This is a genomic window from Rhodococcus sp. (in: high G+C Gram-positive bacteria) (genome assembly GCF_049299235.1).
Classification (GTDB): domain Bacteria; phylum Actinomycetota; class Actinomycetes; order Mycobacteriales; family Mycobacteriaceae; genus Rhodococcus.
The window spans coordinates 1-12,974 of the sequence record NZ_JBAQXC010000372.1; the positions used below are offsets into that span (position 1 = coordinate 1).

The 12,974-nt window shown below is 67.0% G+C and carries 15 protein-coding genes; 8 read left to right on the forward strand and 7 right to left on the reverse strand.

Annotated features, from left to right (window positions below):
- The coding region (cydC, locus tag WAX14_RS23060) for a thiol reductant ABC exporter subunit CydC (protein WP_422630366.1) at window positions 1-1,150 on the forward strand (1,150 nt) is incomplete at its 5' end.
- 332 nt (window positions 1,151-1,482) lie between these two features.
- Here cydC and WAX14_RS23065 read toward each other — a convergent pair.
- Entirely contained in the window at window positions 1,483-2,157 is a 675-nt protein-coding gene (locus WAX14_RS23065) for an FABP family protein (RefSeq protein ID WP_422630367.1), read from the reverse strand.
- A gap of 247 nt (window positions 2,158-2,404) precedes the next feature.
- Here WAX14_RS23065 and WAX14_RS23070 point away from each other — a divergent pair, with 247 nt between their 5' ends.
- Window positions 2,405-3,637 carry a cutinase family protein gene (locus tag WAX14_RS23070; RefSeq protein ID WP_422630368.1) on the forward strand — a complete coding sequence of 411 codons (1,233 nt, stop codon included), beginning with the start codon at window positions 2,405-2,407 and terminating at the stop codon, window positions 3,635-3,637.
- A 130-nt stretch (window positions 3,638-3,767) separates the two neighbouring features.
- Here WAX14_RS23070 and WAX14_RS23075 read toward each other — a convergent pair whose 3' ends face one another.
- The 6 genes from WAX14_RS23075 to WAX14_RS23100 all read right to left on the reverse strand — a co-directional run bounded on the left by WAX14_RS23075 (window position 3,768) and on the right by WAX14_RS23100 (window position 6,925).
- On the reverse strand, window positions 3,768-4,073 hold the full coding sequence (locus WAX14_RS23075; RefSeq protein ID WP_422630369.1) for a DUF1416 domain-containing protein: 306 nt from the start codon (window positions 4,071-4,073) through the stop codon (window positions 3,768-3,770).
- A gap of 5 nt (window positions 4,074-4,078) precedes the next feature.
- Window positions 4,079-4,912, reverse strand: coding sequence for a sulfurtransferase (locus tag WAX14_RS23080; RefSeq protein ID WP_422630370.1), 834 nt, complete (start codon window positions 4,910-4,912; stop codon window positions 4,079-4,081).
- Window positions 4,913-4,973: 61 nt separating this feature from the next.
- The gene (locus tag WAX14_RS23085; protein WP_422630371.1) at window positions 4,974-5,441 is read right to left on the reverse strand and encodes a DUF4395 domain-containing protein; all 468 of its coding nucleotides are present in this window, start codon (window positions 5,439-5,441) and stop codon (window positions 4,974-4,976) included.
- Window positions 5,442-5,578: 137 nt separating this feature from the next.
- On the reverse strand, window positions 5,579-5,755 hold the full coding sequence (locus WAX14_RS23090) for a putative leader peptide (RefSeq protein ID WP_422630372.1): 177 nt from the start codon (window positions 5,753-5,755) through the stop codon (window positions 5,579-5,581).
- Window positions 5,685-6,149 (reverse strand): thioredoxin family protein, encoded by a 465-nt coding sequence (locus WAX14_RS23095; RefSeq protein ID WP_422630373.1) that lies wholly within the window; start codon window positions 6,147-6,149, stop codon window positions 5,685-5,687. Before WAX14_RS23095 ends, WAX14_RS23090 begins: the two co-directional genes overlap by 71 nt.
- A complete protein-coding gene (locus WAX14_RS23100; protein ID WP_422630374.1) occupies window positions 6,146-6,925 on the reverse strand; it encodes an LmeA family phospholipid-binding protein in 780 nt (259 codons plus the stop codon). The genes WAX14_RS23095 and WAX14_RS23100 overlap by 4 nt, the downstream gene beginning before the upstream one ends.
- Window positions 6,926-7,055: 130 nt before the next feature.
- Here WAX14_RS23100 and WAX14_RS23105 point away from each other — a divergent pair, with 130 nt between their 5' ends.
- The 6 genes from WAX14_RS23105 (at window position 7,056) to pstB (ending at window position 12,905) form a co-directional block, all read left to right on the forward strand.
- On the forward strand, window positions 7,056-7,790 hold the full coding sequence (locus tag WAX14_RS23105; RefSeq protein WP_422630375.1) for a winged helix-turn-helix transcriptional regulator: 735 nt from the start codon (window positions 7,056-7,058) through the stop codon (window positions 7,788-7,790).
- Between the two features lie 10 nt (window positions 7,791-7,800).
- On the forward strand, window positions 7,801-8,709 hold the full coding sequence (mshD, locus tag WAX14_RS23110) for a mycothiol synthase (protein WP_422630376.1): 909 nt from the start codon (window positions 7,801-7,803) through the stop codon (window positions 8,707-8,709).
- 222 nt (window positions 8,710-8,931) lie between these two features.
- Complete coding sequence (gene pstS, locus WAX14_RS23115) at window positions 8,932-10,050, forward strand: phosphate ABC transporter substrate-binding protein PstS (protein ID WP_422630377.1); 1,119 nt, start codon at window positions 8,932-8,934, stop codon at window positions 10,048-10,050.
- Between the two features lie 61 nt (window positions 10,051-10,111).
- Complete coding sequence (pstC, locus tag WAX14_RS23120) at window positions 10,112-11,164, forward strand: phosphate ABC transporter permease subunit PstC (RefSeq protein WP_422630378.1); 1,053 nt, start codon at window positions 10,112-10,114, stop codon at window positions 11,162-11,164.
- Between the two features lie 3 nt (window positions 11,165-11,167).
- Window positions 11,168-12,079, forward strand: coding sequence for a phosphate ABC transporter permease PstA (pstA, locus tag WAX14_RS23125; protein WP_422630379.1), 912 nt, complete (start codon window positions 11,168-11,170; stop codon window positions 12,077-12,079).
- Window positions 12,080-12,128: 49 nt separating this feature from the next.
- Complete coding sequence (pstB, locus tag WAX14_RS23130; RefSeq protein ID WP_422630380.1) at window positions 12,129-12,905, forward strand: phosphate ABC transporter ATP-binding protein PstB; 777 nt, start codon at window positions 12,129-12,131, stop codon at window positions 12,903-12,905.
- Window positions 12,906-12,974: the final 69 nt, after the last annotated feature.

Sequence of the window (12,974 nt, forward strand, 5' to 3'; positions counted from 1 at the left end):
GGTGCTCGCCCCGTGGCTGTCCGCGTGGGCCGCCGCCCGAGCCGAAACCGACGGAGCCCAGGCCCGTGCCCGGTTCGTTCAGGACGCCGTCACGGTGCTCGACCACGCCGCGGAACTGAGGGTCGCCGGCCGGCTCGACACGACCCTGGACAGGGCCCACACGGAGAACGACGCGGTGGTCGCCGCGACCGATCGGGCAGCGGCCCCGGCCGCATTCGCCGACGCTGCCACACCGCTCGCCGTCGGCGCGAGCGTGCTGGGATCACTGCTCGTCGGCATCGCGGCGTTCGCGTCGGATCCGACGATGAGCCCGATGTCGCTGGGCATCCTCGTCCTGCTGCCGCTCGCCGCGTTCGAGGCGGCAGGGACGATGCCGGCTGCGGCGCTGACGCTGATCCGTGCGCGGATCGCGGCGGGCCGGATCACCGATCTGCTCGACCGCGCCGACCGGCCGGTCCGATACGGAACCCTGCCCGCCGACGGGCCCGGCCTGCTCCGCGCCGTGGACCTGTGCAGCGGCTGGCCGGACGGCCGGGCCTCGGAACCCATCGACCTGAATCTGCCGCCCGGCGCGCGCGTCGCGATCGTCGGAGCCAGCGGCAGCGGCAAGACCAGCATGATCATGACGCTGGCCGGTCTACTGCCCGCGGCATCGGGGACCGCGAGCCTCGACGGTGTCGCGGTCGGCGACGTCGACCCGGCAGAACTCCGTCGCCGCGTCGGCTTTTTCGCCGAGGACGCTCATCTCTTCGAGACGTCGGTGCTCGAGAACCTGCGTGTGGCGCGCGGCGACGTCGACGAGGCCGCAGCGACCGCTGCACTTGTGTCCGTTGGGCTGGGCGAGTGGGTGTCCGGTCTGCCGGACGGGCTGCACACGACGTTGGAGGGCGGCGCCCGCGCGCTGTCGGGTGGTCAACGCCGACGGCTCCTGCTTGCGCGCGCATTGTTGTCCCCGGTGCAGGTGCTGCTGCTCGACGAACCGACCGAACACCTCGATGCCGACGACGGTGCCCGCCTGCAGCGGCTGTTGCTCGATCGGACGTCGGGCCTGGTCGCCGCCGATCGTACGGTGGTCGTGGTCACCCACCAGTTGCCCGTCGGCACGGCCGCGGACCGGGTCGTCGAGGTCCGTTCACACAGCCGAAAATAATCCGTTGCCCGCTCGCCGACCGCGGCGTACCTTCGTCCGTACACGAGGAAGGAGGTGGTCTGGACAATGAGTGAATGTCGGACACGTGAGGTGGCTGCCGGCTAGCCGCTGTCGCCGACGACGGTATTCACCGACCGCGTGCGCGGCTGGCGAATCCCAGGTAGTCACCCGGCCCTCGAGTCCCCGGTCTGTCCGGCCGGGACCGGCGAAGATTGGATGCGTCCATCCTCGCCGGAACGACTCGGGGGCCGCTCTCCGTGTTCCGGCGAGGCGTCTTCCGGCACGGCCGTCTTCCGGCGGTGCGGTGCGCGAGAACGCGAAGTCTCGGCGGTTCAGCCGATATGACGTGACAGCCGCGCCGACAGATGCGGCTTCAGGTCGCCGTCCGCGACGATGCGTTCCTCGACATACGCGAGGTCGCCGCCCTCGATGATCCCGTACAGGCGCTTGGCACCGCCCACGACCTCACCGGACTTACTGCGGATCACCACATCGGTTGCGATCTCCCACGACGACTGGGTCAACGCCGTTCCGTAGTAGAGCTCGACGACACCGGAGCTGTGGCTGATCAGCAACTCGATGAACTCGGGGTCGGCGCTGCCCGCCACATCCTGGCCGGCCACCCGCCAGAAGCCGCTCTCGCGGCGATCCGGGACCGTGTACGCACCGTTGTCGTCGAGCCGCCACGACCGTGATTCCCACACCAGATAGTCGCCACCGTCGTGCGACACGACGATCTGCTGGCCGAAATGGTAGTCGCCGGTCTCCGCGTCGTTGCCTTCACCTTCACCGCGCCACACACCGACCATGGGCAACAGCGCCAGCAACGCCGGGTGCAGGTCGGGGCCGAGCCGCAGGTTCGCGGTGTCCTCGGGCAGAGGGAGCCCCGGAAGGGCGGGAACGTTCAGGTGTGCGGTCGACTCGGCGCGCTCGACGGCGTCGGCGACGGCCTTGTCCCCGCTGCCGCGAACGACACCGGGGTTGTCACCGTGTTCGGGGGTTGCCACCGCGTTCGGCCGTCAGGACTCGTCGGTGACCAGGCGGTAGATGGTGTACAGCGTGAACCACGTGATGAGCAGCGCTGCCAGGACGAGAAGAAGCTCGAAGAAGATGACCACGGGCACATCTTAAACCTCGGTGCCGGGCCGCGAAAATCGGCGGTGGGGGACCGGCACCGAGGTCGACGGTCGCGGCGACTACAGTTCGTCCGATTCGGTCGCTTCGACCGATTCATCACGTGCCTTCGGAGGTTGAGTGCGCCCGTTTCGTGCCACCGTTTTCGCCGCAGTGGTGCTCGCTGCCGTCTCCGTGTCCGTACCGGTCGCCGCCGCGGCCCCGGGAAGCGGGTCGTCCCTCCCCGGGGCCGGGCCGGCCGTACACCCGGACAACGCGGCGCTCGACTGCCCGGACCTGTTGGTTGTCGCCGTCTCCGGCGCCACCGACTCGACCGCAGATCGAAATCCGATCGAGGAGGAGACACGGCAGTTGTGGTCCAACTGGGTCGGCAACATCACCGTCCCCGTCGGGGAGGCGAAAAGCCGGTACCCGGGTTCGGTGGGCTGGATGTACGTGCCGTATCCGGCCACCTACGGTCTCGGGTTGTTCCAGGACGTGCCCACCTACCAGGATTCGGTGGCCGCCGGGGTCGCCTCGACAAACCGCATCCTCGACGAGCAGAAGACCCGGTGCGGGGACCGCACGCGATTCGCGCTCGTCGGCTATAGCGTCGGCGGCGAGGTCGTCGAGCGTGTCGCCCGGGAACTCGGGCATCGGCCCGCCGACGCCCATGTGGGACCCGACGACGTGGCCGGGGTCGTCCTGATCGGCGATCCCTACCGCCCTGCCGGCGTCGATTCTCTCGGTGCCCCGGGCCCGTCGGGCGGCGGATTCATGTCCTCCGAACCCGCTGACTACGGGGACCTCACCGACCGCATCCAGCACGCCTGCCGCCCCTACGACATCGCGTGCGACGCACCCGAGGAGATCGCGGTCCTCGAACTGGCACTCGGTGTTCTCGGGCAGATGCGATTCACCCTCGCGAATCCCCTCCAGACGATCGCCGACGCCGAGCGAGTGGTGTCCACGATGGCGGCGCGCGCGGCCGCACACATCGTCTCGGGCGACGACTGGTGGCAGTCCGACGAATCGCTGCTCGACGTCCTGCGCGTGGTCGCGGACAAGACCCGGCCGGTGCCGGACGCGAACCTCGGCCCCGACCGGCTCCGGGAGATCCTCGACTGGGCGGTGGGTCCGGGCCTGCCCGTCGTGCAAGAAAAGCTGCGTGCCGAGGGAGCGGGCTTCGTCGAGGACAACAGTGGCGTGGTCGAGCTCGTCCTGAAGCCGTACATCTTCCTCGCGTTCATTCAGCACATCGCGTACTGGAACAACAATCCGCACGATCCCTGGTACTGGGAGAGCGAGAAGATCGTCGACTGGATCGGCGCGCTCGCGCAGGAGGAGCGAGAGCGGGATTCGGTCGGCAACTGAGCCGCGGTGCATCGAGGGCCCCGTTCCGGATCGGAACGGGGCCCTCGATGAGCTGTGCTGACGCTGCACGCAGCGGTGCTGCTGACGCTGCACGCAGCGGTGCTGCTGACGCTGCTACGCAGCGGTGCTGCTACGCAGCGACGGTCACGTCGACGTTGTACACACCGGCAGCGCTCGGGCTGATGGTCGAGTCACCGTTACCGGCGCTCGAGAGCGCACGAACCTTCCAGTCGCCGGGTGCGGCGAAGAAGCGGAAGTCGCCGGTCGCGGATGCGACGACCTCGGCGGTGAACTCACCGGTGCCGTCGAGCAGGCGCACGAACGCGCCGCCGACCGGCTGTCCGTCGGCATCGAGGACGCGGCCGGTGATGACCGTTTCCTTCTCGACATCGACGCCCGAAGGCAGGCTCTGACTCTGAACGGGTGCTCCGCACATGTTTCCTATGCTCCCAACTCGATCGGTGCGCCGACCAGCGAGCCGTATTCGACCCAGCTGCCGTCGTAGTTCTTGACGTTCTGCTTGCCGAGGATCTCCTGCAGCACGAACCAGGTGTGGCTCGAGCGCTCGCCGATGCGGCAGTAGGCGATGGTTTCCTTGGAGTCGTCGAAGCCCTTGTCCGCGTACAGCTTCGCGAGGTCCTCGTCGGACTTGAAGGTGCCGTCCTCGTTCGCGGTGGTGCTCCACGGAATGTTGATGGCGCCGGGAACGTGGCCGCGCTGCTGCGCCTGCTCCTGCGGCAGGTGCGCGGGAGCGAGGATCTTGCCGGAGAACTCGTCGGGGGAGCGCACGTCGACCAGATTGACCTTGCCGATCGCGGCGATCACGTCGTCCCGGAACGCGCGGATCGAGGTGTCCGGCGTGGACGCCGTGTATTCGGTTGCAGTGCGGGTGACGGTGTCCTTCGACAGCTCACGACCGTCGAGCTCCCACTTCTTGCGGCCGCCGTCGATCAGCTTGACGTCCTGGTGACCGTACAACTTGAAGTACCAGTAGGCGTAGGCCGCGAACCAGTTGTTGTTGCCGCCGTACAGGACCACGGTGTCGTCGTTGGCGACGCCCTTGGCGGACAACAGTTCGGAGAACTGTTCCTGGTTCAGGAAGTCGCGGCGGACGCTGTCCTGCAGGTCCTTGCGCCAGTCGAGCCTGATCGCGCCGTCGATGTGGCCGCCGTCGTAGGCGGCGGTGTCCTCGTCGACCTCGACGAAGACGACCGACGGGGCGTTGAGGTTCTGCTCTGCCCAGTCGGCGGAGACCAGGACATCGGAGCGAGCCATGGATTTTCCTTTCGGTGGTGACACTGCGGAAGTCGGGAGGGAACGGTCTGAGGCGGCACGATCAGGGAGACACGGGACGCAGGCGCGTCACCAGCGGATGGATCCGGCAACCGAGGCACACTCCGAACGCGGCGTTGAGTAGCGCGGCGAACAGCGCGAACCCGGCGGCGACCGCCCCGATGACGGCCGCACCCGAGAGGAAGCCGACGGTGCCGACAGCAGCGAACACGAACCCGACGAGCTGCGCGAAACGTAGCGGCGCCGCGGGTTCGGTGTCGGTCGGCGCACCGAGGTGTGGCGCCACCAGCGCCGCGAAGAGACGACCGTACGGACTGCGTCGCGGCCCGAGCGCCGCGCCGAGGGCGAACACCACGGTCTGCGCGGCGAGTACTACGCCCGCTGCGGTGGCGGAGAACGTCGACGCGGCCAGTACGACGACGAGGACGGCGGTGGTGACCCAGGCGGCGAACCGGGGGCCACGAACATCGACGTGGGTGACGGTGCCGGGTGAGGAAACTGAAACGGACATCGGGGGTGCTCCTGCGGGAATCGAGGGCGCGCGCATGGCGGATCGAGTTGCCGGATGCGGTCGGTCGACCGCGGGGCGATCACATCGTTGTGTCTGAATCGACGTGCCGAGGGCGCCGGACGTCGAGGCCGAAGTGATCAGCAGGAACAACAACAGCCACCGAGGCGGCACAGATCGACTGCGCGGCGTCGGGTGAGCATCAGCTCTTGGCGGGAATGCACGTCACGGAGTGTAGCGAAGTTCTCAGGAAAGAGAATCCCGAGGGGTGCGCAGCGGAAGCAGAGCAGTGGCCAGGTCAGCGGCGTTCGGAACACCCGAAACCCGGAACCGCTCGGTGCCGCCGGCGTCGAACAGAAACGTCGTCGGCAACGACAGCACGCCGAGTTTCTTTGCCAGTTCCGGGTTTCCGTCGAGATCGACCTCGACGTCCCTCGGGATCGGCAAACCGTCGGCAGTAGCGGTGATCGTGTCGATCACCTGGGTGACGATGCGTCGCACGGCCACGCACGGGCCGCACCACGGAGCGGAGAAATGCAACACTGTCGGTTCCGGGCCGACACCGATGCCGAGTTCGGTCAGCAGTGGGTCGACGTTTGCCGACTCCGACCCGGCGGTGACCGCGCGTACGGTGCCGGACCGGGAACGCAGCGCGGTGCCGACCGCGAGGGCGGCGACGACGACCACGAGCAGAACGATGATTCCGATCACAGTCGCTGCACCGCGTCGAGGTCGATGACGGTGTTGTGGGCTTCGCCTTCGATGACGATCTGTGAGCCGCGCGCCTCCACGGATGTCGGATGCACACCGAAGGGCAGATCCTGCGGCTCGATCGTCGTGGTGAACAGACCAAGCACAACCGGCTTCAGCACATCCGGCACCGTGTAGTCGGCACCGCCTTCGGGACCGAAGTACAGGTCGGACGCGACGATGTGGATCCGGTCGCCGTCCAGCACCAGATCGGCCTGGACACTCACCTGGGCGGTGATCGGGCCGACCGGGACGGTGCCGGTGAGGACGACCCCACCCGCAGTGGTCGGGCCGGAACCTCCGGATCCGCCGGTGCCATCCGACTTACTGGCCGGCGGAGCAGAAATCTGCAGGTCGGGGATGTTGTAGAGCCGTCCCAATTCGGTCGCGTCAACTCGAACCCGCCCGTAGAGCAGATCTACCGGCACCGACCGGATCGACCCGTCGAGCAGTTCCGCTGCCGAAGCGTGCGCGCCGATCAGGTTTGCTTCGATGGTGATATCGCCGAGCGCGGCGCTGGGCACCCCCTGGGCACGGATCTCCACGTTCTCGAAGCGCCCGTCGCGGGCCTGTGTCAGAAATGGGAAGCCGTGAATGTTCACGGCGGGATCGGACGTCAGCGCGCCGCCTTCGCGCAGGGCCCGCGACACCCGGTACTCGGACCACGCGGCAGCACCGAAATCGACGAGCAGGGCGACTCCGAGCAGGACTGCGAGACCGAGGATCAATTTGCGCACGCCCACCATTGTGACCGAAGCGTCGACAGGCGGCATCGCCGTGCTAACACGGTGGTAACAAATGGGGCGTTAATCTGTAGCGCGTCGTTCATAGGCGAAGAAACGCTCACGACACAAGAACGGAGGCCCGGTGGAACTGCTCCTGCTGACCTCCGACCCCAACCCCGACGCGGTGTTGCCGTCCCTGTCGCTGCTCGCGCATTCGGTCCGTCCTGCGCCGACCGAGGTGTCCTCGCTCCTGGAGGCGAGTTCCGCGGATATCGCGATCGTCGATGCCCGCACCGAACTCGCTGCGGCCCGAGGGCTGTGCCGGCTGCTCGGGAGCACCGGATCGGCGATTCCCGTCGTCGCTGTGCTCACCGAAGGTGGGCTCGTCGCGGTCAACCCGGAGTGGGGACTCGACGACATCCTGCTCACCACGACCGGCCCGGCGGAACTCGATGCGCGGCTGCGATTGCTCCTCGGGCGCACCGGCGGTGCGGTCGCTCCCGAGAACACCGGCAAGATCACACTCGGTGAGCTGACCATCGACGAGGGCACCTACACGGCGCGGCTACGGGGTCGTCCGCTCGACCTGACGTACAAGGAGTTCGAACTCCTCAAATACCTCGCGCAACACGCCGGCCGCGTGTTCACCCGGGCTCAGCTGCTGCAGGAGGTCTGGGGCTACGACTTCTTCGGTGGGACCCGCACGGTCGACGTTCACGTCCGACGCTTGCGGGCCAAGCTCGGCCCCGAGTACGAATCGCTCATCGGCACCGTCCGCAACGTCGGCTACAAGGCGGTCCGCCCCACCAGCAAGTCGGGTAAGGGCGGCGTCGCGGCCGTCGAATTCGACGACCCCGACGACGGCGTCGCCGATTAACCTCGACGGGATGGAATTCGATACGCGTCCCACACCCGACGTCGCCGCCGCGATATGTGCGGTTCTCGACCGTGCCACCAGCGCCGACGGCACCGCCCCCGTCTCGGAACAGGGCGTGCACTCGCTCGGCCGCAGTGACGAAGCCCGGCATCTCGTGACCGGCATCGACGGTGAGATCACCGGCTGGGCGGTTCTGGTGCCCGGCCACGGCGAACACACCGCGATGGCCGAGGTCGTCGTCGATCCCCGGCATCGCGGTCGCGGACTCGGCACGGAACTCGTCGAGGCAGCCTTGGCTGCGGGGGGCGAGGCCACCCGGGTGTGGGCGCACGGCGACCTGCCGGCGGCACGCGCGGTCGCGGCCCGACTCGGCCTCGTCGGCGTGCGGGAACTGTTGCAGTTGCGCCGGTCCCTCACCGATCCGGAACTCCCCGGCCTCGACGTTCCCGACGCGCTGACGGTGCGAACCTACCGCGGGCCGGACGATGATTCGGAGTTGCTGCGGGTCAATGCGGCCGCGTTCGCGTGGCATCCGGAGCAGGGCGACTGGACCGCGCGCGACATCGCCGAACGCCGTGCGGAAAACTGGTTCGACCCGGCCGGGCTGTTCCTGGCTTTCGATCGGGACGACCCCACGCGCCTTCTCGGCTTCCATTGGACCAAGGTGCATGCCGCCGCCGACACGACCGAAGCGCTCGGTGAGGTATATGTGGTGGGGATCGACCCGCAGGCGCAGGGGCGGGGCCTGGGCAGAATGTTGACGCTGGCGGGTCTTCATCATCTGCGTGCGGGCGGTCTTCGTACCGTGCTGCTCTACGTCGAGGGGGACAACACCGCGGCACTGAACACCTACGGCCGGCTCGGCTTCGACCGGTTCCACGTGGACGTCGCCTATGCGCGAGAGGGCGACGCCCGGTAGTGGACCGAAATTTCGCGTGACTACAGTCACGTACTGGGAAAATATAATGTGATCGAGGTCATGCACCGACCATGTATTCGGTGTTGATTAACCTTGCGTTCACCAACGAACCCCTGACCGGCTACGGACCGCCTCTAAATTTCCTCTACGGGTCGAGCCGTTTCGGCCCGGTGCCGGATTTCGACCGGTGCCTGCTCGGCCGCGAATTCCGGAGGAGAACAGGTGAACTTCAAGCGCAGTGGCGCCCTTTTCGGTGTGGTGGCAGCAGGAGCCCTTGCTCTGACCGCGTGCGGAAGCGACAACAACGCCGGCGAGGTCACGGTCGACGCTTCGGCTTCGAACGCCGATTGCGAGGGCAAGTCGACGCTGTCGGCGGCCGGTTCGTCCGCACAGAAGAATGCGATGGACGACTTCGTGTCGACCTACATCGCTGTGTGCAACGACAAGGGTAAGAACGTCAACGTTGCCTACAACCCGTCGGGTTCGGGTGACGGCCGCACCCAGTTCATCGCCAACCAGATCGACTTCGCAGGCTCGGACTCGGCGATCAAGGGCGACCAGGCTGCACAGGCCGCCGAGCGTTGCGCCGGCAACCCGGCGTGGAACCTGCCGCTCGTGTTCGGCCCGGTCGCCATCGCCTACAACCTCGACGGCGTCGACAACCTGGTTCTCAACGGCGAGATCATCGCCAAGATCTTCAACGGTGGCATCACCAAGTGGAACGATCCGGCCATCGCCGCGCTCAACAGCGGTGCGACGCTCCCGGACCAGCCCATCGCCGCGATCGTCCGCTCGGACTCGTCGGGCACCACCGACAACTTCCAGCAGTACCTCGAGGCCGCCTCGGCCGGCGCATGGACCAGCGGCGCAGGCTCCGACTTCACCGGCGGCATCGGTGAGGGCGCGAAGGGGTCCGCGGGTGTCGCCCAGGCCGTCGCGACCACCCCGGGGTCGGTGACCTACGTCGAAAGCTCCTTCGCGACGCAGAACAATCTGAGCATCGCGCAGATCGACACCGGCTCCGGTCCGGTCGAGCTCACCGAGGCGACCGCGGGCAAGGCCATCGAAGGTGCTGCGTTCGCCAGCACCGGCGGCGGCGACCTGACCCTCGACCTGTCGTCGATCTACGGCACCACCGAGGCCGGCGCGTACCCGCTGGTTCTCGCGACCTACGAGATCGTGTGCTCCGGCGGCTACGACGCCGACACGTCCGCGGCGGTCAAGTCGTTCCTCACCAGCGCCGCGAACGAAGGCCAGGCGGGACTGTCCGAGCAGGGCTACACCCCGCTGCCCGACTCGTTCAAGGCCAAGCTGACCGAATCCATCAACGCAATCGGCTGATCTGCCGCAGTGCGACGACCGGCCCGATCTATATTCATGCTTACAGAGATTGCGAGCGCAGATGAGTGACGCGCCAACCACTTCGGCATCTCGCACCCCTGCCCCCGAACCAGAGGGCACAGGGGCGGGCGGTCCGCACGGTAACCCCCCGGAGGCCACGATTCCTGAATCCCCAACCGGTGCGCGGAAATCGGTGAGTAGGCCCGGCGACCGGATCTTCGGATCGCTGGCCACCGGATCCGCCGCCTTCATCTCGGTGATCATCGGCGCCATCGCCGTATTCCTCGTGTGGCGGGCGGTTCCGGCACTGCAACGCAACACCGTCAACTTCCTGACCAGCCGTGACTGGGTCACCCAGGACATCGACAAGATGGCCTTCGGTGTGCTCGACCTGTTCCAGGTCACCGTGCTGGTGTCGTTGTTCGCCCTGCTGCTGGCGATGCCGGTGGCACTGGGTATCGCCATCTTCCTCACCGAGTACTGCCCCGACCGGATCAAGAAGCCCCTCGCATACGTCATCGACCTGCTCGCCGCGGTGCCGTCGATCGTGTACGGCCTGTGGGGTCTGCTGGTGCTGGCCCCGGCCATCCGCCCGTTCGCGGAGTGGCTCAACACCAACCTCGGCTGGTTCCCGCTGTTCGCGGACGGCTCCGGCTCCATCGTCGGCGGCGGCACCATCTTCACCGCAGGCATCGTGCTCGCCGTGATGATCCTGCCGACCATCGCCGCGGTCAGCCGCGAAGTGTTCGTGCAAACCCCCGTCGCACAGGTCGAGGCCGCGCTCGCGCTCGGCGCCACGCGCTGGGAGGTCGTGCGGACCACCGTGATCCCGTTCGGCAAGTCCGGGTACATCAGCGGTTCGATGCTCGGCCTCGGCCGCGCGCTCGGCGAGACCATGGCGCTGTACATGATCCTGCGGACCACCTCGCAGGCGTTCTCGTGGTCGCTGTTCGACGGCGGCGCGACCATCGCGTCGAAGATCGCACTCGGATACGCCGAGTTCAACAACGACATCCAGGCCGGTGCCTACATCGCCGCGGGTCTGGTGCTGTTCGTGCTCACCTTCGTGGTCAATGCCGCGGCCCGCATGGTGGTCGCCGGAAAGAAGGACTGACCCATGTCGACGACCGTTCTCGACTCGCCCGTCAAGGGGCCGACCTTCCAAGGTGTCGGTATCCGCCGCCGCCTGACCGACCACACGGCGACCGTGCTGGTCACCCTGTCCGTGCTGGTCGCGTTGGTGCCGCTCGCGTGGGTGCTGTTCACGGTGATCTCGAAGGGCATGTCCGCGCTGCTGTCGGCGACGTGGTTCACTAACTCGTTCAGCGGCCTGAGCGCGTCGTCGATGGGCGGCGGTATCTATCACGCTCTCATCGGCACGCTGCTGCAAGGCCTCGTCTGCGCGGTCATCTCCATTCCGCTCGGCGTGTTCGTCGCGATCTACCTCGTCGAATACGCATCCGGATCCAAGCTCGCCCGGATCACGACGTTCATGGTCGACATCCTCAGCGGTGTGCCCTCGATCGTCGCGGCACTGTTCATCTACGCCTTGTGGATCGCCACCTTCGGGTTCCCGAAGTCCGCATTCGCGGTGTCGCTGGCGCTGGTGCTGCTCATGGTGCCGGTCGTCGTGCGCAACACCGAGGAAATGCTGCGCATCGTGCCGCAGGACCTGCGTGAGGCGTCGTACGCCCTCGGCGTTCCGAAATGGAAGACGATCGCCAGTATTGTGCTGCCGACCGCGATGCCCGGCATCATCACCGGCATCATGATCGCGCTGGCCCGCGTCATGGGCGAGACCGCACCGCTGCTGATCCTGGTCGGCTACGCGCCGTTCATCAACTTCAATCTGTTCGGCGGCGAGATGGGTTCGCTGCCCGGCGTCATGGTCGCCGAGATGAACAACCCCACCGAAGCCGGCTCGATGCGCATCTGGGGCGCAGCCCTGACCCTCATCCTGGTCATCGCCGTGCTGAACATCGCTGCCAAACTCATCGGCCGCTTCTCGCAGGTCGGCACCTCGAAGTAGCCGCTGTGCATCCACTCGTCGACATCGATACACCAGTAGGGAGCCGATAATGGCCAAGCGTCTGGATCTCAAGGACGTCAACATCTTCTACGGCAAGTTCCACGCCGTGGCCGACGTGACCTTGTCGGTGCCTCCGCGCAACGTCACCGCGTTCATCGGCCCGTCGGGTTGCGGCAAGTCGACCGTGCTGCGGTCGCTCAATCGCATGCACGAAGTCACCCCCGGCGCCCGCGTCGAGGGCTCGGTCATGCTCGACGGCGAGGACATCTACGACGCGTCGGTCGATCCGGTGGGTGTCCGCAAGACGATCGGCATGGTGTTCCAGCGGCCGAACCCGTTCCCGACGATGTCGATCCGCGACAACGTCGTTGCCGGCCTGAAACTGCAGGGCACGCGGGACAAGAAGTCGCTCGACGAGATCGCCGAGCGGTCGCTGCGCGGCGCGAACCTGTGGAACGAGGTCAAGGATCGACTCGACAAGCCGGGTGGCGGCCTGTCGGGTGGTCAGCAGCAGCGTCTGTGCATCGCCCGGGCGATCGCGGTTTCGCCCGACGTGTTGCTCATGGACGAGCCGTGCTCGGCGCTCGATCCGATCTCGACCCTCGCGATCGAAGATCTGATTACCGAACTCAAGCAGGACTTCACGATCGTGATCGTCACCCACAACATGCAGCAGGCCGCACGAGTGAGTGATCAGACGGCGTTCTTCAACCTCGAGGCCACCGGCAAGCCGGGCAAGCTCATCGAGATCGACGACACCGAGAAGATCTTCTCGAATCCGACGCAGAAGGCCACCGAGGACTACATCTCGGGTCGTTTCGGATAGATCGTCACAGCAGCGAACGGCCCGGTCGGAGTGCACTCCGACCGGGCCGTTCGCTGCTGTGACGATCTA

Bases quoted from the DNA above. Each gene is read 5' to 3' on its own strand.
- WAX14_RS23080 (WP_422630370.1), bottom strand. From the start codon at position 4,912: ATGGCTCGCTCCGATGTCCTGGTCTCCGCCGACTGGGCAGAGCAGAAC.
- pstB (WP_422630380.1), top strand. From the start codon at position 12,129: ATGGCCAAGCGTCTGGATCTCAAGGACGTCAACATCTTCTACGGCAAG.
- WAX14_RS23075 (WP_422630369.1), bottom strand. From the start codon at position 4,073: ATGTGCGGAGCACCCGTTCAGAGTCAGAGCCTGCCTTCGGGCGTCGAT.
- pstA (WP_422630379.1), top strand. From the start codon at position 11,168: ATGTCGACGACCGTTCTCGACTCGCCCGTCAAGGGGCCGACCTTCCAA.
- pstC (WP_422630378.1), top strand. From the start codon at position 10,112: ATGAGTGACGCGCCAACCACTTCGGCATCTCGCACCCCTGCCCCCGAA.
- mshD (WP_422630376.1), top strand. From the start codon at position 7,801: ATGGAATTCGATACGCGTCCCACACCCGACGTCGCCGCCGCGATATGT.
- WAX14_RS23085 (WP_422630371.1), bottom strand. From the start codon at position 5,441: ATGTCCGTTTCAGTTTCCTCACCCGGCACCGTCACCCACGTCGATGTT.